Annotated in this window: 23 protein-coding genes; 7 read left to right on the top strand and 16 right to left on the bottom strand. The window is 60.2% G+C overall.

Translation table 11 applies throughout. The features are described from left to right. The first annotated feature begins 1 nt into the window (after window position 1). Window positions 2-826 carry an aminoglycoside phosphotransferase family protein gene (locus FHT85_RS14195; protein WP_112410818.1) on the top strand — a complete coding sequence of 275 codons (825 nt, stop codon included), beginning with the start codon at window positions 2-4 and terminating at the stop codon, window positions 824-826. Here FHT85_RS14195 and FHT85_RS14200 read toward each other — a convergent pair. The 7 genes from FHT85_RS14200 to FHT85_RS14230 all read right to left on the bottom strand — a co-directional run bounded on the left by FHT85_RS14200 (window position 823) and on the right by FHT85_RS14230 (window position 8,026). Further along, window positions 823-2,208, bottom strand: a complete 1,386-nt coding sequence (locus tag FHT85_RS14200; RefSeq protein WP_112410819.1) for an FGGY-family carbohydrate kinase — start codon at window positions 2,206-2,208, stop codon at window positions 823-825. The genes FHT85_RS14195 and FHT85_RS14200 overlap by 4 nt on opposite strands. Beyond that, the gene (gene rhaM / locus FHT85_RS14205; protein WP_112410820.1) at window positions 2,205-2,531 is read right to left on the bottom strand and encodes an L-rhamnose mutarotase; all 327 of its coding nucleotides are present in this window, start codon (window positions 2,529-2,531) and stop codon (window positions 2,205-2,207) included. The genes FHT85_RS14200 and rhaM overlap by 4 nt, the downstream gene beginning before the upstream one ends. After that, window positions 2,528-3,544: an ABC transporter permease gene (locus FHT85_RS14210; RefSeq protein ID WP_112410821.1), complete on the bottom strand. Its 1,017-nt coding sequence runs from the start codon at window positions 3,542-3,544 to the stop codon at window positions 2,528-2,530. The genes rhaM and FHT85_RS14210 overlap by 4 nt, the downstream gene beginning before the upstream one ends. After that, window positions 3,541-4,545 (bottom strand): ABC transporter permease, encoded by a 1,005-nt coding sequence (locus tag FHT85_RS14215; protein WP_112410822.1) that lies wholly within the window; start codon window positions 4,543-4,545, stop codon window positions 3,541-3,543. Before FHT85_RS14215 ends, FHT85_RS14210 begins: the two co-directional genes overlap by 4 nt. A gap of 10 nt (window positions 4,546-4,555) precedes the next feature. Then, window positions 4,556-6,091: a sugar ABC transporter ATP-binding protein gene (locus FHT85_RS14220; RefSeq protein WP_112410898.1), complete on the bottom strand. Its 1,536-nt coding sequence runs from the start codon at window positions 6,089-6,091 to the stop codon at window positions 4,556-4,558. 73 nt (window positions 6,092-6,164) lie between these two features. After that, window positions 6,165-7,160, bottom strand: a complete 996-nt coding sequence (gene rhaS, locus FHT85_RS14225; RefSeq protein ID WP_112410823.1) for a rhamnose ABC transporter substrate-binding protein — start codon at window positions 7,158-7,160, stop codon at window positions 6,165-6,167. Window positions 7,161-7,213: 53 nt separating this feature from the next. Beyond that, window positions 7,214-8,026, bottom strand: coding sequence for a DeoR/GlpR family DNA-binding transcription regulator (locus FHT85_RS14230; protein ID WP_112336940.1), 813 nt, complete (start codon window positions 8,024-8,026; stop codon window positions 7,214-7,216). A gap of 206 nt (window positions 8,027-8,232) precedes the next feature. Here FHT85_RS14230 and FHT85_RS14235 point away from each other — a divergent pair, with 206 nt between their 5' ends. Both FHT85_RS14235 and rhaI read left to right on the top strand, forming a co-directional pair. Further along, window positions 8,233-10,329, top strand: coding sequence for a bifunctional rhamnulose-1-phosphate aldolase/short-chain dehydrogenase (locus tag FHT85_RS14235; protein ID WP_112410824.1), 2,097 nt, complete (start codon window positions 8,233-8,235; stop codon window positions 10,327-10,329). A 224-nt stretch (window positions 10,330-10,553) separates the two neighbouring features. Continuing rightward, window positions 10,554-11,846, top strand: coding sequence for an L-rhamnose catabolism isomerase (rhaI, locus tag FHT85_RS14240; protein WP_112410825.1), 1,293 nt, complete (start codon window positions 10,554-10,556; stop codon window positions 11,844-11,846). A gap of 42 nt (window positions 11,847-11,888) precedes the next feature. Here the strand turns inward: rhaI and FHT85_RS14245 are convergent, their stop codons facing one another. Next, window positions 11,889-12,599, bottom strand: coding sequence for a helix-turn-helix transcriptional regulator (locus FHT85_RS14245; protein ID WP_112410826.1), 711 nt, complete (start codon window positions 12,597-12,599; stop codon window positions 11,889-11,891). Between the two features lie 102 nt (window positions 12,600-12,701). On the opposite strand from FHT85_RS14245, the gene FHT85_RS14250 reads away from it, so the two are divergent. Beyond that, on the top strand, window positions 12,702-13,100 hold the full coding sequence (locus FHT85_RS14250) for a VOC family protein (protein WP_112410827.1): 399 nt from the start codon (window positions 12,702-12,704) through the stop codon (window positions 13,098-13,100). Between the two features lie 338 nt (window positions 13,101-13,438). After that, the gene (locus FHT85_RS14255; RefSeq protein WP_112410828.1) at window positions 13,439-14,230 is read left to right on the top strand and encodes an HpcH/HpaI aldolase family protein; all 792 of its coding nucleotides are present in this window, start codon (window positions 13,439-13,441) and stop codon (window positions 14,228-14,230) included. Between the two features lie 51 nt (window positions 14,231-14,281). Here FHT85_RS14255 and FHT85_RS14260 read toward each other — a convergent pair whose 3' ends face one another. Continuing rightward, entirely contained in the window at window positions 14,282-14,431 is a 150-nt protein-coding gene (locus FHT85_RS14260) for a hypothetical protein (RefSeq protein WP_183774155.1), read from the bottom strand. 252 nt (window positions 14,432-14,683) lie between these two features. Here FHT85_RS14260 and FHT85_RS14265 point away from each other — a divergent pair, with 252 nt between their 5' ends. Then, window positions 14,684-14,995 carry a LacI family transcriptional regulator gene (locus FHT85_RS14265; protein ID WP_112410829.1) on the top strand — a complete coding sequence of 104 codons (312 nt, stop codon included), beginning with the start codon at window positions 14,684-14,686 and terminating at the stop codon, window positions 14,993-14,995. 351 nt (window positions 14,996-15,346) lie between these two features. Continuing rightward, window positions 15,347-16,243: a fructose bisphosphate aldolase gene (locus tag FHT85_RS14270; protein WP_112410830.1), complete on the top strand. Its 897-nt coding sequence runs from the start codon at window positions 15,347-15,349 to the stop codon at window positions 16,241-16,243. A 48-nt stretch (window positions 16,244-16,291) separates the two neighbouring features. On the opposite strand, the gene FHT85_RS14275 is transcribed toward FHT85_RS14270, so the two are convergent. The 7 genes from FHT85_RS14275 to FHT85_RS14305 form a co-directional block, all read right to left on the bottom strand. Further along, window positions 16,292-17,353: a class I SAM-dependent methyltransferase gene (locus tag FHT85_RS14275; RefSeq protein WP_112410831.1), complete on the bottom strand. Its 1,062-nt coding sequence runs from the start codon at window positions 17,351-17,353 to the stop codon at window positions 16,292-16,294. A 177-nt stretch (window positions 17,354-17,530) separates the two neighbouring features. After that, window positions 17,531-18,082: a glutathione peroxidase gene (locus FHT85_RS14280; RefSeq protein WP_112410832.1), complete on the bottom strand. Its 552-nt coding sequence runs from the start codon at window positions 18,080-18,082 to the stop codon at window positions 17,531-17,533. 78 nt (window positions 18,083-18,160) lie between these two features. Next, window positions 18,161-20,011: an ABC transporter ATP-binding protein gene (locus FHT85_RS14285; protein ID WP_112410899.1), complete on the bottom strand. Its 1,851-nt coding sequence runs from the start codon at window positions 20,009-20,011 to the stop codon at window positions 18,161-18,163. Window positions 20,012-20,080: 69 nt separating this feature from the next. After that, complete coding sequence (locus tag FHT85_RS14290; RefSeq protein WP_112410833.1) at window positions 20,081-21,868, bottom strand: gamma-glutamyltransferase family protein; 1,788 nt, start codon at window positions 21,866-21,868, stop codon at window positions 20,081-20,083. Window positions 21,869-21,890: 22 nt separating this feature from the next. Beyond that, window positions 21,891-22,769, bottom strand: coding sequence for an ABC transporter permease (locus tag FHT85_RS14295; protein ID WP_112410834.1), 879 nt, complete (start codon window positions 22,767-22,769; stop codon window positions 21,891-21,893). Further along, on the bottom strand, window positions 22,766-23,713 hold the full coding sequence (locus tag FHT85_RS14300) for an ABC transporter permease (RefSeq protein ID WP_112336930.1): 948 nt from the start codon (window positions 23,711-23,713) through the stop codon (window positions 22,766-22,768). The genes FHT85_RS14295 and FHT85_RS14300 overlap by 4 nt, the downstream gene beginning before the upstream one ends. 71 nt (window positions 23,714-23,784) lie before the next feature. Continuing rightward, the gene (locus FHT85_RS14305) at window positions 23,785-25,293 is read right to left on the bottom strand and encodes an ABC transporter substrate-binding protein (protein WP_112400857.1); all 1,509 of its coding nucleotides are present in this window, start codon (window positions 25,291-25,293) and stop codon (window positions 23,785-23,787) included. Between the last annotated feature and the right edge of the window lie 63 nt (window positions 25,294-25,356).

Consider the following 25,356-nt stretch of genomic DNA (forward strand, 5'->3'; position numbering starts at 1 on the left):
CGTGAACGAGAATGACGATTCGAAGGTCTATTTTGACATCTGGCGGCTGATCCCCGACGGCGCTCCGATCGTGACGCATTCCAGCCGGCTTTTTCCCGTGCGTCGTGACGGCGAGCCAGCGATGCTGAAGATCGCGGACGCGCCGGAGGAGAAATCGGGTGCCGAACTGATGGTCTGGTGGAATGGCATTGGTGCTGCGCGCGTTCTCGAACATAGGGACGATGCCATCCTGCTCGAACGGGCGACAGGCAGCCGCTCACTTGCCGAGATGGCAAGGAATGGCGAGGACGACGAGGCAACCCGGATCATCTGCAAAGCCGTCGCTGGGCTTCATGCCTCTCGCGGGGGCGCCTTGCCGCAATTGATTCCGCTTGTCCACCGGTTTCGTTCGCTCGAAGCGATGGCTCATTGTGAAGGCGGTATTTTCGTCCAGTCCGCGGTTGTCGCCCGCGCGCTGTTGTCGGAGCCTCGCGATATCGTAGCCCTGCATGGAGACATTCATCACGGCAATATCCTCGACTTCGCAGAGCGCGGCTGGCTCGCGATCGATCCAAAGGGTCTCGTGGGCGAGCGCGGCTTTGATTACGCCAATCTGTTCTGCAATCCCGATAATGCCGTCGCCACATCTCCCGGTCGTCTTGCCCGGCAAGTGACGGTCGTTGCCGAGGTGGCGGGGCTGGAACGCGGACGACTGCTGCAATGGATCGTTGCCTGGGCCGGTCTCTCGGCTGCCTGGCTGATCGAAGATGGCGAGGACGAGCACGTCCAGCCAACGCTGCATGTTGCCGAAATCGCGGCTGCCGAACTATCCGGGACCGGGGCTTAAGCGATCAAAGCGTCGCGCCAGGCTTGTCGATAGCGGGTTAACCCGGCCAGTTCGGCGCGAACCGGCGAGTTTTCCGTTGTTGTCGCAGGGCGGATGCCCGTCAGTAACGCTGCCCCCTGGCTGGTGCCTGTCGAGCCCGCTAGCGCGATAACGTCGCTATTCGTCAAAGCGGACAGGGCTTTGAGATAAGCATGGTTGAGAGCAAAAGGACCCTCGACGAAGATCGGTCCTTTAGCGCCGATCAGACCGAGACAGGCTTCCGTCATCAGCGCGAGATAGAGGCTGACGGCGGCAAGGCGTTCGGCATTGCTCGCGGCATAATCCGCGATCCAGTACCGCTTGCGGCCGGGAAAGGGACCCGATCCTTCAACGACGTTGGGCAGCAGCATGAGGCCCCTCTCGATTACCGCCTCGATAGCGGCTTCGACTGCATCGGATGATGCCGTGCCGATTTCGGCAGCCAGAATCTCGAATTCGCGGCCACCCATGAAGCGGGCTGATGGCACGGTGCGGCCAAAAGCATCGACATTCGCAAGAGTATCGCGGGCGGGATCGAGATGGTCGAGATCGCCGCCAACGCTAAAACTGATCACCCATGTTCCCGTCGAGACAACGGCAAAGGGGGCTTCGTTCTCAACCAGATGGGGCAGAAGCGAAGCGTTGGAATCGTGAATGCCGCAATAGACCGGCACCGGTTTCGTGAGGCCCATATCCGCAGCGAGTGCCGGCAAGACCGGTCCAAGCGCGTCGAAAGCCGAACGGATCGGCGCCATCAGCCCGCGAATGCCAAGCGCGTCGACGAGAGACGAATAGCTTTGCGTCGTCGGGTTCCAGAGATCGGTGTGGCAGCCGAGCGACGTCACTTCGTTGGAGGCAACGCCGGTCAGGCGAAACGCCCAATATTGCGGATAGGTCAGGATCGTCGCGACATGGGCGAAATCAGCCGGAAAGGTGCTTTTCATATAGTGGATTTGGGCGCCAACATTGAGGCCAACCGACAATCCGGGTGAAAACGTCTCGGCAAACTTGGGGCGCAACTGGCTGTAGGCGTTCTGAATGGCTTGCGGATAGCCATGCTCATAGTCGAGAACCGGCATAGCGAGGCTGCCATCGGCTGAAAGCATTACAGCGGATGCGCCATGGGTGGTGATCGATATGGCGTCGAAGCCTGGCGCGCGGACAAAGCCCTTCAGTGCCGAGATGATGAAATCCCATAACCCGTCAGTATCGTAATGCGGGTAAGGACCCGACTTCAGAACGCTGTTTGCGGTCCTGACGGCGGCGATCTCGGCACCTGTCCCGGCATCCAGCACAACGACCTTGGCGTTGGTCTTGCCGATGTCGATGACGGCGATGTGGCGGTAGGCTGTCTCGGTGTTCATGGCAGATGGAAGACCGTGATGAGATCGCTCTGAATGGGCGAATTATCGGGATTAGTCGCCATGATATCGGCCATGTGCGCCCACCATTTCTTCATGACCGGATGTTCGGGCAGGCACGCCATGGTGTGATCCTTCGGCCGCATCAACACGCCGAAAAGCGTGTTCGTGTCGCGATCCAGATGGATAGAATAATCGCTGACGCCGGCCTGACGCAGCAGATCCACCAGCTCGGGCCAGATTTCATCATGCCGCTTCCGGTATTCCGCTTCCATGCCTGGATTGAGCGTCATCTTGAAGGCGTGGCGTTCGAGAGCAGCGGTCATTTGGAACTCATGGTCCTGATGCGGCGGGCGACGATCGGCAGCGCGATGGTGATGATGAGGAGGAGGCCGATGAAAATCGACATGACGATGCCCGGCACGTTGAGCAGGCCGAGGCCGAAGGTGACCAAGCCCATGACGAAAGCGGCGATGACGACACCGCCGATCGTGCCGGAGCCGCCGAGGATCGACACGCCGCCGAGCACAACCATGGTGACCACTTCCAACTCCCAGCCGAGCGCGATCGACGGACGCGTGGAGCCAAGGCGCGAGGTGAGGCAGACGGCGGCGATGCCGCTCATGATGCCGGTGAGCAGAAATAGGATGAACTTGACCCGCTCGACCGGAATGCCGGAGAAGCGCGCGGCAAAATCATTGTTGCCGATCGTATAGACCTGCCGGCCGAAATTCGTCGCATGCAGCAGGATTGCGAAGGCGATCGCAAGCACGATGAAGAGCACGAATTCGAAGGAGAAGACCCAGACGACATAGCCCTGGCCAAAATAGGCGAAACTATCCGGATAGTTGCCGTAAGCCTTATCGCCGAGAACGATATAGGAAATGCCGCGAAACAGGCTCATCGTGCCAATGGTAACGACGATCGACGGCAGCTTCAGCACAGAAACCAAAAAGCCGTTGAAGATGCCGCAGACGAGACCGACGCCGATACCGATGGCAACGAGGCCGGGCGTATCGACGCCGGCTTGCGCGGCGGCCCCCATCGCGGTCGAGGCGAGCGCGATGATGGCTGCGACCGAAAGGTCGATTTCGCCAGCGATGACGAGCAGCGCCATGGCAAAGGCGATCATCGCCTTTTCGGTGAAATTGAAGGTCGCGTCCGAGAGGTTGAAGGGATCCAGGAAATAGGGCGAGGCCAGTGAATTGAAGATGAAGATCGCGACAGCGACGCCAAAAAGCAGCGTTTCCCAGCTCGCCAAGATGCGCTTGAAGGGCGTGCCGAGGCGATCCGGAATGGCGCGCTTTTCCGCGGTTGCCGCTTGCGAACCGTTGCTCATGCGTGTGCTCCCTGGCTGGCGGCGTCCTTTGCGGCCTGATCGCGCAGGATGATGCGGCCGCGGTTGCGTTCGCGCCGGGCGTTGAAGATGACGGCAAGGATGATGACGGTGCCTGATATCGCCATCTGCGTGAATGGCGAGATGCCGATGACCGGAAGGGCGTTCTTGATGACGCCGAGGAAGAGGGCGCCGAGCACCGCGCCGGCGACCGAGCCAACGCCGCCGGCAATCGAAATGCCACCGATGACGCAGGCGGCGACGCTATCGAGTTCGAAACCGTTGGCGATATCGACATAGGCGACCGCATAGCGCGAGACCCAGAGATAGCCGCTGAGCCCGGCGAGCGCACCCGACAGAACGAAAGCGAGGAACCGCGTCCAGCCGACGTCGATACCGGCATAGACTGCCGCGACCGGATTGCCGCCGCTGGCATAGGCCGAGCGTCCGAACTGCGTATAGCGCAGCAGCAGGTACATCATCAGCACGATCGCGATGCCAATCCAGGCAAGCACGGGCAGGCCAAGAAGCGGCGTGCGCGGCACGTTCAAAAAGATCGGCGTGAATTGGTGGGCATTGACCCAGGCGCCGCCCGACAGCACGAAGGCCATGCCGCGATAGATCGTGAGGGTGCCGAGCGTGACGACGATCGGCGGGATTTCCAGCGCCCAGACGAGGTAACCGTTGATGGCGCCGAGAACCGCGCCCATCAGAATCGCCGTAATAACGAGGGCGATCAGCGGAATATCGGGATAGGCCGCGTTCAGCATCGCAACCGCCATGCCGGTCAGTGCGAGGTTTGCGGCGACGGAGAGATCGATCGATTTGGTCAGGATGACCGTCATCTGGGCAAGGGCCAGGATTATGAGGATCGACGTATCGTTGAAGATATTGGCGAGATTGGCAGGCTCGGCAAAGCCGGCCGCACGCGTTGCGAAGCCGGCGATCATCACGGCGATGATGATGGCGAGCAGTGTTTCGCGCTTTTTGAGGATGCGTGGCATCCGGCTCTCCTTATGCATTTCCCGTGGCGGCGCGCACCAAGGTTTCCGGCGTCAGCCCGTCGCGCTCGAACAGGCCTGCGGACAGGCCCTCTTTCATGACCAGCACGCGGTCCGCCATGCCAAGAATCTCGGGCAGTTCGGAGGAGATCATGATGATGCTGAGGCCTTCGGCCGCCAGCTCGCTGATGAAGCCATGGACGGCGGCCTTCGAACCGATATCGATCCCCTTGGTGGGTTCATCCAGAATGATGATCTTCGGCTGCGTCGCCAGCCACTTGCCGATGACCACTTTCTGCTGGTTTCCGCCGGAGAGCGTTCCTACAGGCACGGATAGGGCGGCGGCGCGCAGATCGAGCCTTTCGGCATATTTACGGGCGAGAGCGAACTCATTGGCCGCCTTCAGGAAGCCTTTGCGGGAGGTGCGTCCGAGCGACGGGAGCGACATGTTCTGATAGATCGGCATCGGCAGCGCCAGGCCGTGGCGGCCGCGCTCTTCCGGCACATAGACGATGCCGGCGGCAATGGCGTCCTGCGGCGAGTGCACCTTGATTTCCTGCCCGTCGAGCGTCAGACGCCCGGACAGCGGTTTGGTGATGCCGAAGAGTGATTGGCAAAGCTCGGATCGTCCGGCGCCGATCAGGCCGTAGACGCCGAGAATTTCGCCGCGCCGAAGCTTGAAGGAAATGTCGCGGAATTCGGTGCGGTGACAGTAGTTGTCGACTTCGAGAACGGTGGAGCCGATCGTGACAGGCACCTTCGGGAAAGCATCCTTGACGTCGCGGCCGACCATCATGCGGACGATCTCGTCCTGCGGCGTCGACTTCAGTTCGCCATGGCCGACGGCGCGACCATCGCGAAAGACGACGAAATTATCGGCGATTTCATAGAGTTCATCGAACTTGTGGCTGATGAACAGAATGGCCTTACCCTTCGCCTTCAATCCCTCGACGATGCGAAAGAGATCGTCGATCTCCTTGCGCGAAAGAGCTGCTGTGGGTTCATCCATGATGACGATGCGGGCCTCGATCGACAGAGCGCGAGCGATTGCCACAAGATGGCGCTGTGCGATGGAGAGGTCTTTCAATCGGGTTGTCGGATCGATGGCGCTTTCCAGCGATTGGAGAAGCTCTTTCGATCGGCTGTTCATCGTCTTCCAATCGATGGTGCGCCAGGATGTGCGCGGCGCATGACCGAGAAAGATGTTTTCGGCAACAGTCAGCTCGTCGAAGAGCACCGTTTCCTGATGAATGGCAGTGACGCCGGCATCGATGGCCGCCTGCGCACTGGCGAAAGCCTTTGGTTTGCCGTCGACAAGGATCTCGCCTTCGTTCGGGCGATAGATACCTGTTAGGATTTTAACGAGTGTCGATTTGCCGGCGCCGTTCTCGCCGATGAGGGCGGTGACCTTACCGGGGTAAAGCGAAATGCTGACGCCATCCAACGCTTTCACGCCGGGGAAGATCTGGGAAATGCCGCGCATCTCCAGAATGGCCTGATTGTTCGCGGCTGGTGCGTCCGCGAGGGAACGTTGAAGGACTGTGGTCATCAGCAATATACCGGATCAGTGAAACCAGGTCCGGCGGCTGATGCCGCCGGAGAGCTGCGAGTTCGATTTTCGATCAGAAAACCTTGGAGAACTGATCGATGTTCGAGGCGTTGTAGACGAACGGATCGGCCATGGCGGCTTCGCCGTTTTCGCCGACCTTGATCTTGCCCATGCGGCCGGCATTGATCTCGCTGCCCGGCTTGCCGTCGGTCTCGCCCTTGACGAGGCGATAGGCAATCTGCGTTGCGGAATAGCCGAGATCGATCGGGTTCCAGATCGCGAATTCCTTCGTGGCGCCCGACTTGATTGCGCCGGCCATTTCGGACGGCAGGCCGAGACCGGTCACATAGACCTTACCGATCTTGCCGGCGTCCTTGACGGCCTGCGAAGCGGCAAGCACGCCGACGGTCGTCGGGGCGACGATGACCTTGACTTCCGGATGTGAAGTCAGGAGGCCCTGGGCTTCACGATAGCTCTTGTCCGAGAGGTCGTCGCCATAGACTGTTGTCACCAGATTGAGGCCAGGGAAATCCTTGAGCTGCTTCTTCATCTCGCCGATCCAGATATTCTGGTTGGTCGAGGTGGTCGTTGCCGACAGGATGGCGAAGTCGCCCTTGCCGCCATCGAGATGATCCTTGGCGAGCGTCAGGCACATCTTGCCGATAAGCTCGTTGGACGAGGGGTTCAGCTGCAGGATGCGACCGGCCTTGGCGACACCGGAATCCCAGGAGATGACCTTGATGCCACGCTGTGCCGCCTTCTTCAGTGCCGGGACGACTGCGTCGGGATCGTTTGCGGAAATTGCGATGGCATCGACGCCCTGCGCGATCAGCGAGTTGATCACTTCGATCTGGCCCTCGGCCGTGGTTGAGGTCGGGCCGGTGTAGATCACCTGCACGCCGCCGAGATCTTTGGCTGCTTCCTGGGCGCCCTTGTTGGCGGCCTCGAAGAAGCCGTTGCCCAGCGACTTCACGACGAGACCGATCTTGACGTCCTTTGCACTTGCCGCGCCGGCCATCAGTGTCGCGGCGAGCGCGACGCCGATCGCCAGTTTCTTTGCTATATTCATGTCACTTCCTCCCAAAGTTAATAGGCATGCTCACCCCATTTCGGCCGCGCGTCTCACGCGACCGACGGGGAATCCTCCTCCTCGGCCTGAGCCGAAACATTTGCAATAATGAGCGAAATACCCGCATCCTCGATCATGCGCACAGTTTCGGCGGTTACGCCGTCATCGGTAATGATGGTTGAGACCTGTTCGAGCGGACAAAGGATCAGGCTGGAGCGCTGGCGGAACTTGCTCGAATCCACCATGACGACGAGCTCGTCGGCCTGGCGCATCAGCTTCTGCTCGCTCTGGATGACCAGCGCGTCGGCTTCCATGATGCCGAGCGGGCCTACGCCCTGTGCACCAACGAACATGCGCCGCGCATAGAAATTTCGGATCGTGTCGTTGTCGAAGGGCGAGAGGATCAGGCTTTGTTCGCGATAGATCGCGCCGCCCGGCACCGTCACGTTGTTCTTCGAATGCTTGACCAGATGTTCGGCGATGGCGAAGGAATTCGTCATCACCTGCAGCCGGAAGGCCGAGATATAGTGAACCAGTTGGAACGTGGTCGTGCCGCCGTTGATGATGATGGCGTCGCCGGGATTGCAGAGTTCGGCGGCCTTGCGCGCAATTGCGCGTTTCCTGTCGATGTTGACGGCTTCGGATACACGGAACGGTCTCGCTGCCAGATTGCCGAGCTGTGGGGGATGGATCGATTCCGCGCCGCCGCGCACGCGCCGGATCTTTCCCTGGACGTGCAGGGCAGCGATATCACGGCGTATCGTCGCTTCCGAAGCCTCGGTCAGCTCGGAAATATCCTGAATCGTCACGACAGACTTTTCCTGTACGGCGCTCAGGATAATGCGATGGCGTTCGCGTTCGTGCATTGGCTCCTCCTTGTCGGCGGTTATTTCGCAAATATGACAATGTGTCAATCATAAACGATCATAAACTTTCATATTGCATCGCAGCATTATCGAATTTGATCGTTTTCGATTGACAAGGTGACTATACGTGAGCGATACCCTGCTCACAAAGGGCGGCTCCACACGATCCGGTCCGCCTGAAAGACTTGATTTCAAGGGAGGATGACATGGCGGCTGGCGTTCAGCTTCTGAAGAACCGTTGGGATGATGCGTATGCGGCAGGCTTGGATGAGTCGGGCAAGCTGCTTTATCGGTCGAATCTGCTCGGTGCCGACAAGCGTATCACCAACTACGGCGGCGGCAACACGTCGGCCAAGGTCATGGAAACCGATCCGCTCTCGGGCGAAAAGGTCAAAGTATTGTGGGTCAAGGGCTCCGGCGGCGATGTCGGCACCATCAAGCTCGATGGTTTCGCGACGCTCTATCAGGACAAGCTCGACAGCCTGAAGAACATCTATCAGGGCGTTGCCGACGAGGATCGCATGGTCGGCTTCCTGCCGCATTGCACCTTCAATCTCAATGCCCGCGCCGCTTCGATCGATACGCCGCTGCATGGTTTCGTGCCGTTCACCCACGTCGATCACATGCATCCCGATGCCATCATCGCCATCGCCGCCTCGAAGAACTCGCGCGAGCTGACACGCGAGATCTTCGGCGACGATATCGGCTGGCTCCCCTGGCGTCGCCCCGGTTTCCAGCTCGGTCTTGATCTCGAAGCCTTCGTCAAGGCACATCCGAATGCCAAGGGCGTCGTACTCGAAAGTCATGGCCTGTTCACCTGGGCTAATGATGCAAAGGGGTGCTACGAGCTGACGCTTCAGATCATCAACAAGGCGATCGAATGGTTTGCCGCCAAGACGGAAGGTAAGACCATTTTCGGCGGCACTGCTGTCGAGAGCCTGCCGCAAGCGGAGCGTCGTGCCATCGCCGCCCGGCTCATGCCCGAAATTCGCGGCCGGATCGGCAAGGCTGAGCGCAAGCTCGGCGATTTCGACGATCAGGACGCCGTGCTCGAATTCGTCAATTCGAAGAATCTTCGCCCGCTCGGCGCGCTCGGCACCAGCTGCCCGGACCATTTCCTGCGCACCAAGATCCGCCCGTTGATCGTCGATTTCGATCCGGCTAAGCCCGATGTCGATGCAGTGATCGCCGGTCTCGACAAGGCGCTGGAGGATTACCGCGCCGACTACGCGCGCTACTATAACGATTGCAAGCACGACAACTCGCCGGCCATGCGCGACCCGAACCCGGTGATCTTCCTCGTTCCCGGCGTCGGCATGCTGTCCTTCGCCCGCGACAAGGCGACTGCCCGTATTGCCGGCGAGTTCTATGTCAACGCCATCAACGTCATGCGCGGCGCGTCGACCGTATCCGAATACCAGGGCCTGCCCGAACAGGAAGCCTTCGATATCGAATATTGGCTGCTGGAAGAGGCAAAGCTGCAGCGCATGCCGAAGCCGAAGAGCCTCGCCGGCCGTGTGGCCTTCGTCACCGGCGGCGCCGGCGGCATCGGCCGCGCCACGGCGGCGCGCCTTGTGGGCGAGGGCGCCTGCGTGGTTCTGGCTGACATCGACCAGGCGGCGCTTGAGGGTACCCAGGCGGATTTTGCCAAGAGATACGGCGCTGATGCGGTGCGCAGCGTCAAGCTCGACGTGACGAAGGAAGATGCCGTCATTGCCGCCTTTGCCGAGGCCTGTGTCGAATTCGGCGGTGTCGATATTCTGGTATCGAATGCCGGGATCGCATCGTCAGCACCGATCGAAAGCACCGAGCTTTCGATGTGGAACCGCAATATCGACATTCTCGCGACCGGCTATTTCCTCGTCTCGCGCGAAGCCTTCCGGCTGTTCCGCCGCCAGAATCTCGGTGGCAATGTCGTCTTCGTCGCATCGAAGAACGGTTTGGCCTCCTCGCCGAATGCCGCCGCCTATTGCACGGCCAAAGCCGCCGAAATCCATCTGGCCCGCTGCCTGGCGCTCGAGGGTGCTGAAGCCGGCATCCGCGTGAATACGGTCAATCCCGACGCCGTCCTGCGCGGCTCGAAGATCTGGAACGGCGAATGGCGTGAGCAGCGCGCCGCCTCCTCGAAGATCGAGGTGGACGAGCTGGAGGAACATTACCGCAAGCGCTCGATGCTGAAGCTCAATGTCTTCCCAGAGGACATTGCCGAGGCGATCTACTTCCTGGCTTCGGATCTTTCCGCCAAGTCGACGGGCAACATCATCAACGTCGACGCCGGTAACGCGCAGAGCTTTACGCGGTAGTTTGCTACATTTTTCCTTCTCCCCACCGGGGAGAAGGTGGCCCGAAGGGTCGGATGAGGGGGGCTGCACATGTGGTTCTATCTTTCGCTTACGCTCAAGATGTGAGTCGCTATGCTCCTCACTCCCCTCATCTGCCCGTTGGGCATCTTCTCCCCGGTGGGGAGAAGATGGAACAGCTAGTCGAGAGGCTGTAATGTTTCGAATGACGCATTTGGGAGGAAAGAATGGCCGAGTTTAGAATTGCGCCCGATCTGGTTGCTGTAGAAAACGACAAGCGCGCCGCTGCGCTGAAATCCGATTATGGGGCGCTCGGCGCCACGCTTGCCCGGCGCGGCGTCGATATCGAGGCCGTGACCCGGAAGGTCTCCGAATTCTTCGTTGCGGTCCCGTCCTGGGGCGTCGGCACCGGCGGCACCCGCTTTGCCCGCTTCCCAGGCACCGGCGAGCCGCGCGGCATCTTCGACAAGCTCGACGATTGCGCCGTCATCCAGCAGCTGACGCGGGCAACGCCGAAGGTTTCGCTGCATATCCCCTGGGATAAGGCCGATCCGCGCGAACTCAAGGCGAAGGGCGATGCGCTTGGCCTCGGCTTTGACGCCATGAACTCCAATACATTCTCCGACGCGCCCGGCCAGGCTCATTCATACAAGTTCGGTTCGCTGAGCCATGTCGATGCGGCAACCCGCGCGCAGGCCGTCGAGCACAACATCGAATGCATCGAGATCGGCAAGGCCATTGGCTCGAAGGCGCTGACGGTATGGATCGGCGACGGCTCGAACTTCCCCGGTCAGACCAATTTCACCAAGGCATTCGAGCGCTATCTCGCTGCCATGGCCGAGATCTATAAAGCGCTTCCGGATGAATGGCGGCTGTTTTCCGAGCATAAGATGTATGAGCCGGCCTTCTATTCGACGGTCGTTCAGGACTGGGGCACCAACTACCTGATCGCGCAGACACTGGGCCCCAAGGCGCAGTGCCTTGTCGATCTCGGCCATCACGCACCGAATACCAACATCGAGATGATCGTGGCGCGTCTCATCCAGTTCGGCAAGCTCGGCGGTTTCCACTTCAACGATTCGAAATATGGCGACGACGATCTCGACGCCGGTGCCATCGAGCCCTACCGCCTCTTCCTCGTCTTCAACGAGCTGGTCGATGCGGAACGGCGCGGAGTCAACGACTTCAATCCGGCGCATATGATCGACCAGTCGCATAACGTCACGGACCCGATCGAAAGCCTGATTTCCAGCGCCAACGAGATCCGCCGTGCGTACGCTCAGGCGCTGATCGTCGATCGCAATGCACTTGGCGAGTATCAGGATGCGAACGATGCGTTGATGGCGTCCGAGACGTTGAAGCGCGCCTATCGCGCCGATGTCGAGCCGATCCTCGCCGAAGCTCGCCGCCGTGCGGGCGGCGCGATCGATCCGGTCGCGACTTACAGGGCGAGCGGCTATCGCCGCAAGGTGGCCGCCGAGCGTCCGGTTTCCGTTGCCGGTGGCGGCGGGATCATCTGAGATTATCGGGTGCAGGCGGCCAACAGCGTCGGCACCCGATAATCACCCTTTCCGTTGAGTTTGCTGGAGTTCTGCCTCTCGCCAGGCGGACCAGCGGCGGCGAAGCTCGCCTGGGCGCAAGCCATGACCGTCATTCAGCATGTCGGCCACGAGAATCCGTTCCGTGCGGAAATGCCGGAAGCCCTGGCGCAGTTCGCACCATGCCACCAGAATGCGGCTCGTGTCGGAATAGCCGAGAATAACGGGCCAGACGATCCTTGTGCTTTCCGCACCCGCATCGGACCGATAGCGCAGCCGAAGTTTTCGTCCTTCGCGGATTGCCGTCCGCAACAACGGCAGGTCGATGTTTTCCTCTTGGCCTCCCTGAAGAAACGGTTTGGCGCCGACGCTCGGCTCAAGGATGAAGGGACGCAGGTGCCCGGGCACGATCGCGGTGATCTTGGCAACCACGTCGCGTGCGGCATTGGCAAGGGCCTTGTCGGCACGACCCGCAACCCATTGCGCCCCGAGGACGACGGCCTCGATCTCCTCGGGCGTCAGCATCAGCGGCGGCATTTCGTAGCCAGGCGACAAAAGATATCCGAAGCCTGCCTCACCTTCGATCGGAACCCGCTGGCTCATCAGATCGGCGATGTCGCGATAGACCGTGCGCTTGGAGACTTCGAGTTCAACCGCCAGCGCGGCAGCAGTTACCGGGCGGCTCGACCGGCGCAATATCTGTATGATCTGAAACAAACGATCGGCGCGACGCATTCCTGCTGACTCCTGCTGCCAGTATGGTGGCAACAGCCTTATGCAACAAGAGCCTTCGAGCCGCCAACAACAGAGTTGGCGGGCATTTTGAAGGAGTATGCGATGAAACTGGCATCCACACGTCTGATCGTTGCCGACATCAAGAAGATGGTCGGGTTTTATGAGATGGTCACCGGTCAGGCTGCGGAGTGGCTAGCGCCGGTCTTTGCCGAGATCGTCACCCCAGCGGCAACACTTGCGATTGGAAGTGCCGAGACTGTCGCCCTATTTCGCGAGGGCAGTGCCGAACCCGGCGTCAACCGATCGCTTGTTATCGAATTCCAGGTCGACGATGTCGATGCCGAATTCGCAAGGTTGAAGGACAAGGTAGAGGTCGTGCACGAACCGAAGCTGATGCCGTGGGGAAACCGGGCAGGGCAAATCCGCGATCCCGAGGGAACGCTCATCAGTCTTTACACGCCTGTCACGGATTTTGCGAAGCAGCGCTTTGCCGGGCGTTGAGCGGTAAGGAGCCGCCGAGATCCTATGATGGGGCGATGCCTTCTGCCTAGCGGCATCGCTCGTCTTAAGTCACGCCTTGGTCGCCTTGTGGGCACGGCTAACCGATCGAGATAGCTGCAAATTTGTTATGGTCGTCTGGCAGATTTGAAATCATCTTCCTGCACGGCGGCCGACCACGGTCGGAGCCGTGGTTTGTCGATTTGTGTCCGTCGCATGTGTACTTTCGAGTGGCTCGGCAATGGGAATTGAGTATTGTCGCTTGCAACGGCTCGCCGTGATTTGGCGGCCGATGCTGGCAAAAAAGACAGAGTCCTGCTGTTGATAGGTGAGGAAAAACGATGACGACTGACATGAACGGATTTGCCGGACGCCTGAAACGCCGCGAGAATGGCGGCATGATCTCCGGCTGGGTCGGCATACCCGATCCGATGCTCGTCAATCATCTGGCGCAGGAAGACTTCGATACCATCGTGCTCGATATGCAGCATGGCATGTGGAACATGGAGTCCGCCGCCAACGGCATCGCCCATGTGCGCTTGGCGGGTAAGCCGGCGATTGCCCGTATTCCCGTCGGCGATTTCGCCTCCGCCTCGCGGCTTCTCGATGCCGGTGCCTCTGCCATCATCGCACCGATGATCAATTCCGCCGATGATGCGCGCGCCTTGGTGCAGGCGACGAAGTATCCGCCGCTCGGCGAGCGCAGCTGGGGGCCGTCGCTGGCCCTCAATCATTTCGGCCTGCCGGCTGAAGATTATCTGCAGAGCGCCAATAGCCTGACCGTCACCATTGCCATGGTCGAAACTCGCATGGCGCTCGACGCCATCGACGAGATCCTGGCTGTTGACGGCATCGACGGCATCTTTGTCGGCCCATCTGATCTTTCGATCGCGCTTTCAAACGGCGCACGCCTTGCACCCGATAGTGCCGCGATCGACCAGGCGCTTGCAACCGCGCTTGCGCGGTGCCGTGCTCATGGCAAGGTGATCTGCGCCTTCGGCGGCGATGGCGATCGTGCGGGCCAATATCTGAAGCTTGGTCTTGATCTGGTTATCGCCGGCACGGAAACCGCTCAGCTCAGGGCAGGCGCGCGCACGGCTCTTGAGGCTGCGCGAAAAGGCGCTGAATCATAATCGGCTGAGATAAAAGCTGCCCGGGGTATCCCCCGGGCAGTGTTGATTGCGCTAGTTCACCAGCTTTACATAGCAGGGCCGGTAGGTTTCCGTGCCGCAGCCGCCACCGACGGCTTGCGCCGGCGTAATCGTGTTTTGGATGGCAATTGTCGCAAGTGCGACGGCGATGATTGTCAAAACAGTTTTGGTATATTTGTCCATGAGATTCCCCTAATAATAGAATGGCTGACGATATGCATCTTAAGATTGCTTTTCTGAATGCCGGCTGAATATCTATGCTTAAGGTTGTGTCCTGATGTCATGCGACAACATCGGATCGACTGCCCAAACACGCACCCCTCGTCGACTTTGATCGCAGCCCGCGCTTCATCGTTACCCGCCTGCGGGCATTCTCGCGTCGACATGGCGGAAGCGGAATGATTTGTCGAAGGTGCAGGGATTGTAGGACGCGGCTTGCGTCGCGAAGTAGGTCGGCGCGTCACTGGCGAGCTCGGTTATCGGCCCAATCTCGGCGGTATCAATCTTCGCACCGGCAAGACCTACGCCATTGGCGTCGTGTTATCCTTCGGACACGAGGGTGAGATGAATATTGTCGTCGCCTCGCTGATCGAGGGCGCCTCGTGCCACATGAAGGCGCGAGGAGAGTTGAGCGGAATCACTAATGCCATGCAGTTTGCCCTTTCTCCTTTTTCGCGCCAGAAAACGGGCTGTAAAACCCAACCAAAAGCAAACCAGCTCAAAACGGCTCAATCACACGGATGGTGAAAAGCTGAAGTTAAAATATTGCTCGACCGGTTCCCGGCGCGCGATCTTCCAGTAATAACCGCCTTAATCGGTTTATTCGGCGAGTTGGCGCGGAAAGAACCGTTTTGGTGAGCTGTCACACCCAAAACTCCGCAGTTCACGGTCATTGATTTCTCGAAAATGCTGTGCATTTCGACTGGATAACAATCGGAATTCCGTTAGGTTTCTCAGATATCGGTCGATTGCATGGCCGGACCAGGGGTGAAATCGTTCGCCAAGGCCGATATTTGCAACCGGTCGGAAATGCCTGAGGCTTGTCCGGCCCAGAAAGTCCGTATGCGCCGCGCGGCGTTACGCAATAGGGAGAATAGTATGGCTGACGAAAAGATGATGTCGCAGATGTCGGGCAAGGGTGGCTTCATCGCTGCCCTCGATCAAAGCGGAGGCTCGACCCCGGGCGCTCTCCGTCTCTATGGGATCGCCGATTCCGACTATAATGGCGACGAGGAAATGTTCCGCCTGATGCATGAAATGCGCGTGCGCATCATGACGGCTCCCTCATTTTCCGGAGATAAGGTGATTGGCGCCATTCTTTTCGAGAAGACCATGGATGGTGAGGCGAAGGGCAAACCGGTTCCCACCTATCTCTGGGCCGATCGCGGTGTCGTCCCCTTCCTCAAGGTCGACAAGGGTCTGGCGGCCGAGGAGAACGGTGCACAGGTGATGAAGCCGATGCCGGATCTCGACGTTCTGCTTGCCCGTGCGGCGAAGAAGGGAATCTTCGGGACCAAGATGCGTTCGGTCATCGTCAACGCCGACAAGACCGGCATTGCCGCGGTGGTCAAGCAGCAGTTCGAGATAGGACACCAAATCCTCGGCCATGGTCTCGTGCCGATCATCGAACCGGAAGTCTCCATCAAGAGCCCGACCAAGCAGGAGGCCGAGGCTATTCTGCGGGACGAGATCGCTCAGAGGCTCGATGCAGTTCCGGCCGGCCAGAAGGTCATGCTCAAGCTGACGATCCCGACTGTTCCGGATTTCTACAAACCTCTCGTCGATCACAAGGCGGTGGCGCGCGTCGTGGCGCTTTCGGGCGGCTACAGCCGTGCGGATGCCTGCGAAAAGCTCAGCCACAATCATGGAATGATCGCCAGCTTCTCCCGAGCTTTGACCGAGGATCTGCGCGTGACGATGAGCGATGCTGAATTCGACGCCAGCCTCGCAAAAACCATCGACGAGATCTATCAGGCGAGCGTCGTGAAGGCCTAATCACACGAAAGGCGCCGGGCCTAACGCGGCCCGGCGTCCTCTAGCCGGTCATGCCCTGACTTCGAAGACCATGTTGAACGGCGTTTCAGTTGCCTTACGGAAATGCGAATAGCCCGCATCCATGGCCACCTTGCGCAGCTTCAGCTCGCCGGCTTGGGCGCCGAGGCCCAGCCCTACTTCCTGCGACAGCGAAGCGGGTGTGCAGATCATCGTCGAAGCGCCGTAGAAGACCCTACCGACCGGATTGAGATTGTCCTTCAGGCAGTCATGCGCAAAGGGTTCGACAATCATCCAGGTGCCGTCGTCGGCAAGGCTTTCCTTGACGTGTTTACCGGCACCGACCGGATCGCCCATGTCGTGCAGGCAATCGAACATGGCGACAAGATCGTAACCGACAGCCGGGAAATCTTTGGCGCTTGCCTGCTCGAACGTGATGCGGGTATCGACGCCCGCCTGCTTGGCGGCAGCGCGCGCCCGCTCGATCGATGGCAGGTGGTAGTCGAAGCCGAAGAAGGTCGAGTTCGGATAGGCCTGCGCCATCAGGATGGTCGAGGCACCGTGGCCGCAGCCGACATCGGCGACAGCCGCGCCGGCTTGAAGCTTTTCATGCATGCCGTTCAGCGCCGGTATCCATTCCGTAATGAGATGGCTGTTGTAGCCTGGACGGAAAAACCGCTCCGTGCCGCGGAACAGGCAGGCGCTGTGCTCATGCCAGCCGAAACCGCTGCCGGTTTTGAAGGCATTGGCGATCTTCGGCTCGTCGAGCCACATGGATTGGACGACATCGAAGGCGCCGGTGAAGAAGGCGGGGCTGTTTTCCTCCGCAAACACCATGGCCTGTTCCGGCGTCAGATAGAAGCGCTCGGTCTCGTCGTCATAGCTGACATAGTCGGCGGCAGCTTGAGCCGACAGCCACTCGCGCACATAACGCTCTTTCACGCCAATCTTGTCGGCCAGTTCGGCCGACGTCATCGGCGTTCCATCCGCCATGGCCCTGAAGAGGCCTAGATGGTCTCCAAGCGTGACCAGCACACCGGAGACCGCTGCACCGAGATCGCCGACCAGCCGACCGACCAGGGCATCAAGTTTCTGCATATCAGGTTCACGCATGACATCTTCCTCCCAGATTGATGTGGCGTTTCTTCGGATATATTCGAAGACTTGAAAATACTCCTGAGCGTAGTCGTAAGCAACGACATAGCAGGGCGAAGTAATACTCGCCCTGCTTGCAAAAATAGACCTTATTATTCTGAATTAATTCGGCTTTTATCCGATTTGCCGCGGACTTCAGCCAGCGCGAGCCAGTTCTTTTTCCAGAGCGGAGAGCAGGCGCGGATCGTCCGCAGTTACATCAGGCGCAAAGCGGGCAACAACGTCGCCGTCGCGACCGATCAGGAACTTTTCGAAATTCCAGACGATACCCCCGTTCTGCCCGGTCTCGAGGCCATGTTTGGCAAGCCGTTCGCGCATCGGCCCGTCTCCTACCGTCTCGACGCCGGAGGCGATCAGGCTGTCATAAAGCGGATGGCGGTTTTCACCTGTCACGGCGATCTTGGAAAACATGGGAAACTGCACGTCATAGGTCAGCGTGCAGAACTCTAATATCTCTTTATCGCTACCCGGCTCCTGGCCCTTGAAATCGTTGGCCGGAAAGCCGGCGATCACCAGACCTTCGTCCCGCTTTTCCTCATAGAGCTTTTCCAGCCCTTCATACTGCACCGTCAGGCCGCATTTGGACGCGACATTGACGACCATGATGACCTTGCCGCGATAATCGGCAAGCGTCGTATCGCTGCCGTCGATCTTCTTTACCGGAATATCGAGCACGTTATCGGTCATATCATTCACTCCAGATGAGATGGAAACAGGACGCCGATATTTGCCCGGAATTCGGCGGCGTCAAGGTCAGAATGCGCCTCAGGCGGCCTCTTCCATTCGAACCAGATGGCCCTGCGAGACTTCGCGATAGTGTCGCGCGGGTGGCTGATAGCCGACGGGGCGCACCGGGCTCTTCAACTCGTCGACTGCGAGGTTGCGCCGGATGCCGCGTCGGGACGGATCCGGCACCGGGACGGCCGCCATCAGCTTCCTCGTGTAGGGATGCTGCGGATTTTCGAACACCGACGCGCGCGGTCCGATTTCGACGATCTCGCCGAGATACATGACGGCGACGCGGTGGCTGACGCGCTCGACCACGGCCATGTCGTGCGAGATGAAGAGATAGGAGAGGCTGAGGCTCTGCTGCAGATCCATCAGCAGATTGCAGACCTGCGCCTTGATCGATACGTCCAGCGCCGACACGCTTTCGTCCGCGACGATCACTTTCGGATCAAGGGCGAGCGCGCGGGCGATGCAGATGCGCTGGCGCTGGCCGCCTGAGAATTCATGCGGATAGCGGCTCATCATGTCGGCTTTCAGCCCGACACGTTCTAGAAGATCGGCGGCCTTTTCGCGGGCTTCGGCGCGCGTGCCCAGGCGATGCTCGATGAAGGGTTCGGCAACCGCAGCCCCGATCGTCATGCGCGGATTGAGACTTGCGAAAGGGTCCTGGAAGATCATCTGGATGCTGCGGCGCATCCGGCGCAGTTCGAGCGCGTCCAGCTTCATCACATCATAGCCGTCGAGCCGAACTTCGCCGGACTTCGGCGTGATGAGGCGCATGATGGAGCGCCCCGTCGTCGACTTGCCGCAGCCGGATTCTCCGACCAGCGACAGGGTTTCCCCCTGAGCGAGATCGAAGGAGACATTTTCGACGGCGTGGATAGCGCCCGTCGGACGGGCAAGCAGGCCGCCGCGAAGATCGAAGCGGGTGACGAGGTTCTTAACCTCGAGAACCGGCGTCTTGCGGTGATCGACGGTGTCTGTGAGCGCCTTTGGCTCGTTGCGCTCGCCAGTGCTTGCGTCAACGATCGGGAAGCGCAGCGGCTGCGGCTGGTCCTTCATCGAACCCAAGCGCGGCACGGCTGACAGCAGGGCTCGAGTATAGGGATGCTGGCCGCGATGAAAGATATCGTCGGTCTTGCCCGTTTCCACCGCCTCGCCGCGATACATGACGATGGTGCGGTCGGATATCTCGGCCACGACGCCCATGTCGTGGGTGATGAAGAGGACGGACATGCCTTCCTCTTCCTGCAGCACCTTGATGAGATCGAGGATCTGGCCTTGGATGGTGACGTCGAGCGCGGTCGTCGGTTCATCGGCGATCAGCAGTTTCGGGCGGCTGGCAAGCGCCATGGCGATCATCACGCGCTGGCGCATGCCGCCGGAAAACTGGTGCGGATATTCGTCGAAACGCGAGGACGCGTTGGGGATGCGCACCTTTTCCAGGAGGCGGATCGTTTCCGCCTTCGCTTCAGCCTTGGAAATATTGCCATGGCAGGTCAGCGCCTCGGAAATCTGCCGGCCGATGGTGAAGATCGGATTGAGAGAAGTCATCGGCTCCTGGAAGATCATCGCGACATCCTTGCCGCGCACCTTTCGCATCTCGGCCTCCGGCAATGTCAGGAGATCGCGGCCGTTGAGCCTGACTTCACCCTCGATGCGGCTACCGGCTCTGGCGAGCAGCCGCATGATCGAGAGCGAGGTTACGCTCTTGCCGGAACCGCTTTCGCCGACGATCGCGACCGTTTCACCCGGCATGACATCGAAGGAAATGTCCTTCACGACCGGGCGCCACTCGCCATCGACGAGAAATGAGGTGGAGAGATTGGAGACCGAAAGCACCGGCTGCCTGTTCGGATCGATTGTCTGCGTGGCATTGATTGTCATCGATTCCCCATTCTTGATCTTGTTGTCTCCAAGCCCCAACAGAGGCCACGCGTAATGATTGCGGCGCCTCTATCTCCCGACGGCGTAGGCCTGCATCAAACGCGGTGTTGCCGCAGCGCGCAAGAGACCATCCGCGTCACGCCGCGCTGCGGTGAGGCGTCCCACGGTCCACTCCGGCGCGACGGTCAGCTGATGGCCTTTCTTGCGGAGCGTATCCAGCACGTCGGCATTGAAATTCGCCTCTGCCGTCAGGCCGCCGGGTTCGCGCGTGCGCGGATAGAAGGAACTGGGGAAATGCGTGCTGTGGAATAGCGGCTTGTCGATCGCTTCCTGTAGGTTCAGCCCGTGATGGACATAGCGCAGGAAGAAGGAGAGCTGCCACTGTTCCTGCTGATCGCCGCCGGGCGTGCCGAAGGCGAGCGTCGGGCGTCCTTCATGCAGCGCCATCGTCGGGGTCAACGTCGTGCGCGGCCGCTTGCCCGGCGCAAGTGAAGAGGGCAGGCCGGGTTGCAGCCAGAACATCTGGGCGCGGGAATTGAGGCAGAAGCCGAGACCGGGAATGATCGGCGAGGATTGTAGCCACCCGCCGGATGGCGTCACCGACACCATATTGCCTTCGCGGTCGATGACATCGATATGCACGGTATCGCCGCGCTTTTCGGTGAGATGCGACATTGTCGGCTCATAGACCGCACCGCCCTTGGCTTCCGGCGCATCAAGCATCTGCATGGTGAGATCGTATTGGCCTTCAAAGCCGGCAAGCTTGCCGGGGCGCAAGGCGAGCGAGGCATCCGCTGAAATCAGTCGGCGGCGCTCATCGGCATAGGCGTCCGAAAGCAGGGTCTCGAGCGGTACATTCGTGAAATTCGGATCGCCGTAATAGACCTCACGATCGGCAAAGGCGAGTTTCATCGCTTCCGTGACGGTGTGCACGAAATCGGCGCCTGCCGGGTCCATTCCGGCCAGATCGAAACCCTTGAGCAGCGCCAGCGTCTGCAGGAAGACGGGGCCTTGACCCCAGGGGCCGATCTTGGCGACCGTCCAGCCATGATAATCGTAGGTCAGCGGCGCCTCGATCGTCGCCCGCCAGTTCGCCATATCGTCTGCGGTCAAGACGCCCTTGTGGCGTTCGCCGCTTGCATCCATGACCTCCGTTTTGCTGACATAGGTGTCGATCGCCTCTGCGATGAAGCCGCGGTAATAGGCGTCGCGTGCGGCTTCGATCTGCGCTTCGCGATCGCTCTTGCTTTCCGCCTCGGCAACAACCCGCTTCCAGGTTTCGGCAAGAACCGGGTTCCTGAAATTGGACCAGGGTTCGGGGGCGGCACCGCCGGGAAGCCAGGTCTCGTAGGAGGTCGGCCATTCCTCACGATAGAATTCGGCAAGTCCTGCAATGGTCGCGGAAACGCGTGGCAGGACGGGGTGGCCCTTTTCGGCATAATGGATCGCCGGCTCCAGCACGTCGCGGACGGTCAGCCGGCCGTAGTCACGCAGCATCAGCATCCAACCGTCGAAGGCGCCGGGAATGACGGTCGCGAGCAGGCCATCGCCGGGGATGAGCTTCAGCCCCTCGCGCGTGTAATGTTCGATCGTTGCGCCGGCTGGCGCTGGCGCCTGGGCACAGATGACCTCGACCTTATCCTTCTTCTTCGAATAGAGGATGGCCGGCATGTCGCCGCCCGGCCCGCAGAGATGCGGCTCGACGATCTGCAGCACGAAGCCGGTGGCAACCGCGGCGTCGAAGGCATTGCCGCCCTTTTCGAGAATACTCATGCCGACGGCGGATGCGATCCAGTGCGTAGACGTGACGACGCCGAAGGTGCCGAGGATTTCGGGGCGGGTGGTGAATGCGGTCATTGGGGCATCCTTTTGAGTTTATTCATGCTTCGCGCGGGTCGAGCGCATCGCGCAGGCCGTCGCCGAGGAGATTGAAGCCGATCACGACGAGAAAAATGGCGGTACCCGGCCACATGGCCATCCAGGGCGCCTGTTCGAGATAATTCTTGGCGACGTTGAGCATTGAACCCCAGCTAGGAGCGGGTGGCTGCTGGCCGAGGCCGAGGAAGGAGAGGCTGGCCTCGGCGATGATCGCGGTCGCGATGGTGAGCGTTGCCTGCACGAGGATCGGAGCAAAGACGTTCGGCAGGATGTAACGGGTGATGATGCTGAGGTGGCGCAGACCGATCGAGCGGGCGCCCTCGACATAATCCTCCATCTTGACCGCCAGCACCTGGCCGCGTGTCAACCGTACGAAAACGGGCGTTGCCGAAAGCCCGATCGCGATCATCGCATTGGTGAGGCTCGGGCCGAGGAAGGCGGCAAGCGCAATGGCGGTGATCAGGAAAGGCATCGCCAGGAAGGCTTCGGTGACGCGCGAGATGATTTGATCGATCCAGCCGCCATAATAGCCGGAGATCAGGCCGAAAGGCACGCCGATAGCCACCGCGATGGCAACCGAGAAGACGCCGGCCATCAAGGACGCTCGCGCGCCCCAGATCATGCGGGAGAGAATGTCGCGGCCAAGGTCGTCGGTGCCGAGCCAGTGCGCGGCCGAGGGCGCTTTGCGGATTGCAGACCAGCTGGTAGCGACCGGATCCGGGATCGGCAGCAATGGTGCAAGTGCAGCGAGCACGGTAAAGAACAGGATGATCGCAAGCCCGACCAGTGCCCCCTTGTTGGCTCGCAGCTTGCGCCAGGCCCGGTTGGGAGTTCGCTTGCCCGAGGCGCTTGCGGCAGTCACCTGAACGATTGTGCTCATAGGGCCGCCCTCATGCGTGGATTGAGGACGACATAGAGAATATCCGCAATGAGGTTCATGGCGATGAAGCCGACGGCCGTGCAGAGCACCACGCCCTGGACGACGGCGTAATCCCGGTTGAAAACCGCATCGACGATCAGTTTGCCAAAGCCCGGGATGGTGAAGATCTGTTCGGTCAGCACTGCCCCGGCCAGCAGTTCTCCGAACAGCAGGGCGCTGACGGTGACGACAGGCAGGATGGCGTTGCGGAAGCTGTGCTGCAGCACGACGGCCGCCTCCGGTAAGCCCTTGGCGCGGGCTGTCCGGATATAGTCGGCACTGAGCACGCTCAGCATTGAGGACCGCGTGTGGCGCATCAAGGTGGCCGCCAGTGCATTGCCGAGGACGAAGGATGGCATCAGCATGGTTTGGATCGAACGCCAGGGGTCCTCGAAGAACGGCTGGTATCCCGAGGCCGGCAGCCAATGCAGCTTCACCGAAACCAGCAGGATCAGCATGATACCAAGCCAGAAATTTGGCACTGACAGGCCGCACAAGGCGACGATATTGGCGAGAAAATCGATGAAGGTGTTCTTCTTCACCGCCGCCAAAATGCCCATGGGGATGCCGATCATGAAGGCGAAGATCATCGACATCACGGCAAGCTGGATCGTCACGGGCAGTTTTTCCGCTACGAGCGTGAGGACCGGCTGATTGGTGCGTAGCGAAACGCCGAGATCGCCCCTGGCGACACCCTGCAGCCAATAGCCATATTGGTAGATGACTGGATCGTTCAGCCGGTATTTCTCGCGAAGCAGCTCCAGCACCTGCGGGTCTCGCTCCTCGCCGGCCATGGCAAGCACCGGATCACCCGGCAGCAGCTTCTGCAGCGAGAAGACGAAGATCGAAATGATCAGCAGCGTCGGTATGGCGACGAGCAGCCTCTTTCCGATATAGCTATACATGGGCAGTTCCTCGATGCGGCACCGAATACCGGAAAAGCCATGCGGGAGAGAGCCCGCATGGCGTTGTTGGCTCAGCCACTCTTCTTTACGCCCACGAGACGGATCATGCCGTCAGGCGAGGGCACGAAGCCGGATACCTTTTTGTTGTAGGCCCAGATCCAGGCCTGGTGCCCAAGGAAGATGATCGGCAGATCCTGGCTGAGGATCGCCTCGGCCGCATCGTATTTCTGCTTGCGCACGGCATTGTCCTGCGACTGACGTGCCTCCAGCAGCAGCTTGTCGACTTCAGGATTGCTGTATTTGGAATCGTTGAGGCCGGCACCGGTCGTCACGAACTGCTGGATGTTGCCGTCCGGATCGGAGCGGCCGGACCAGTCGGAGCGGCTCAGCTGGTAGTTGCCGCTCGACTGCGCGTCGAGCAGGGTTGCGAATTCGGTCGTCTTCAGCGTCACGTCGAAGCCGGCTTCGGCAACCATCGACTGGACGATCTGCATCATCTGCATCGAAACCGGATTGTTGGCGACGGCAAGTTCGACCGGAATGCGATCGAGGCCGGCTTCTTTCACCAGCGCCTTGGCCTTGTCGACGTCGCGGGCAGGCACCGGAATATCCTTATCGTACCATGGGCTGTTAGGTGCAAACGGCTGATTGCCGGCAAGTCCGGTGCCGTCGAAGACGATCTGCATGGCGGCTTCGCGGTCGATCGCCAGCGAGAAAGCCTGGCGCAGGCGCTTGTCCTTGCCCATCGGATTGTCGGCGCGCGCACCATTGCCGACATTGGCGTAGACGCCAAGCCAGCCGGTGCCGATCGCATCGGCATAGACGAGATTGGGGTCGCCTTTGACCGTACCGACATCGGATGCCGCCACGCGCTCGATCATATCGAGATCGCCAGAGCGCAGGTTAGCGAGGCGAACGGTCGTGTCCGGGATCGGCAGGTAGGTCACCTTGTCGATGAAGATCTTGTCCTTGTTCCAGTAATCCTGGAATTTTTCGAGCACGATGCGGTCCTGCTGCACGCGCTCGACGAATTTGAACGGACCGGAGCAAACGGGATGATCGCCGAATTTCGCACCGGCAACCTTTGCCGCTGTTGGCGAGACCATCATGCCTGAGCGGTCGGAAAGCTGGGCAAGCAGCGTGACGTCAGGCGCCTTCAGGGTGAAGGTGGCTTCGTACTCGCCTGTTGCTTCGACCTTGGCGACGGAAGAAAGCTCGCTCTTGCGGCGTGATTCCGGCATGGTCTGATAGCGCTGGATGTTGTCGACGACGGCTTGCGCATTGAACGGCGTCCCGTCCTGGAATTTCACGCCCTGGCGCAGCTCCATGACGAGCTGCTTGCCGTCGGCGGACCATTTCCAGGATGTGGCAAGCTGCGGCACGAACTGCAGGTCCGGTGTTACATCGACGAGCTTGTCGCAAAGTGCGGTATAGACGATGCGGCCGACGAAGGTGCGCGATTGCGCAGGGTCCAGCGCGTCGGCATCGTCCTGCAGGCCGATCTTGAGTTCGACGGCTAGGGACGGCAGCGCGATCAGGGCGCCGGCGGCAAGCGTTGCCAGGAATTTGGCGATCTTCATTCTGTTCTCCTGTTTATCGTTTTCGTTCTTTGCGGTCCCGACCGGTTTCCTCTCCGGTCGTGG

The sequence above is a fragment of the Rhizobium sp. BK312 genome, from assembly GCF_014193605.1.
Lineage (GTDB): Bacteria > Pseudomonadota > Alphaproteobacteria > Rhizobiales > Rhizobiaceae > Rhizobium.

Excerpts from the sequence above, each read along its gene's own strand:
- FHT85_RS14200 (WP_112410819.1), bottom strand. The coding sequence starts at position 2,208 with ATGAACACCGAGACAGCCTACCGCCACATCGCCGTCATCGACATCGGC.
- rhaM (WP_112410820.1), bottom strand. The coding sequence starts at position 2,531 with ATGACCGCTGCTCTCGAACGCCACGCCTTCAAGATGACGCTCAATCCA.
- FHT85_RS14210 (WP_112410821.1), bottom strand. The coding sequence starts at position 3,544 with ATGAGCAACGGTTCGCAAGCGGCAACCGCGGAAAAGCGCGCCATTCCG.
- FHT85_RS14215 (WP_112410822.1), bottom strand. The coding sequence starts at position 4,545 with ATGCCACGCATCCTCAAAAAGCGCGAAACACTGCTCGCCATCATCATC.
- FHT85_RS14220 (WP_112410898.1), bottom strand. The coding sequence starts at position 6,091 with ATGACCACAGTCCTTCAACGTTCCCTCGCGGACGCACCAGCCGCGAAC.
- rhaS (WP_112410823.1), bottom strand. The coding sequence starts at position 7,160 with ATGAATATAGCAAAGAAACTGGCGATCGGCGTCGCGCTCGCCGCGACA.
- FHT85_RS14230 (WP_112336940.1), bottom strand. The coding sequence starts at position 8,026 with ATGCACGAACGCGAACGCCATCGCATTATCCTGAGCGCCGTACAGGAA.
- FHT85_RS14235 (WP_112410824.1), top strand. The coding sequence starts at position 8,233 with ATGGCGGCTGGCGTTCAGCTTCTGAAGAACCGTTGGGATGATGCGTAT.
- rhaI (WP_112410825.1), top strand. The coding sequence starts at position 10,554 with ATGGCCGAGTTTAGAATTGCGCCCGATCTGGTTGCTGTAGAAAACGAC.
- FHT85_RS14245 (WP_112410826.1), bottom strand. The coding sequence starts at position 12,599 with ATGCGTCGCGCCGATCGTTTGTTTCAGATCATACAGATATTGCGCCGG.
- FHT85_RS14250 (WP_112410827.1), top strand. The coding sequence starts at position 12,702 with ATGAAACTGGCATCCACACGTCTGATCGTTGCCGACATCAAGAAGATG.
- FHT85_RS14255 (WP_112410828.1), top strand. The coding sequence starts at position 13,439 with ATGACGACTGACATGAACGGATTTGCCGGACGCCTGAAACGCCGCGAG.
- FHT85_RS14260 (WP_183774155.1), bottom strand. The coding sequence starts at position 14,431 with ATGGACAAATATACCAAAACTGTTTTGACAATCATCGCCGTCGCACTT.
- FHT85_RS14270 (WP_112410830.1), top strand. The coding sequence starts at position 15,347 with ATGGCTGACGAAAAGATGATGTCGCAGATGTCGGGCAAGGGTGGCTTC.
- FHT85_RS14275 (WP_112410831.1), bottom strand. The coding sequence starts at position 17,353 with ATGCGTGAACCTGATATGCAGAAACTTGATGCCCTGGTCGGTCGGCTG.
- FHT85_RS14280 (WP_112410832.1), bottom strand. The coding sequence starts at position 18,082 with ATGACCGATAACGTGCTCGATATTCCGGTAAAGAAGATCGACGGCAGC.
- FHT85_RS14285 (WP_112410899.1), bottom strand. The coding sequence starts at position 20,011 with ATGACAATCAATGCCACGCAGACAATCGATCCGAACAGGCAGCCGGTG.
- FHT85_RS14290 (WP_112410833.1), bottom strand. The coding sequence starts at position 21,868 with ATGACCGCATTCACCACCCGCCCCGAAATCCTCGGCACCTTCGGCGTC.
- FHT85_RS14295 (WP_112410834.1), bottom strand. The coding sequence starts at position 22,769 with ATGAGCACAATCGTTCAGGTGACTGCCGCAAGCGCCTCGGGCAAGCGA.
- FHT85_RS14300 (WP_112336930.1), bottom strand. The coding sequence starts at position 23,713 with ATGTATAGCTATATCGGAAAGAGGCTGCTCGTCGCCATACCGACGCTG.
- FHT85_RS14305 (WP_112400857.1), bottom strand. The coding sequence starts at position 25,293 with ATGAAGATCGCCAAATTCCTGGCAACGCTTGCCGCCGGCGCCCTGATC.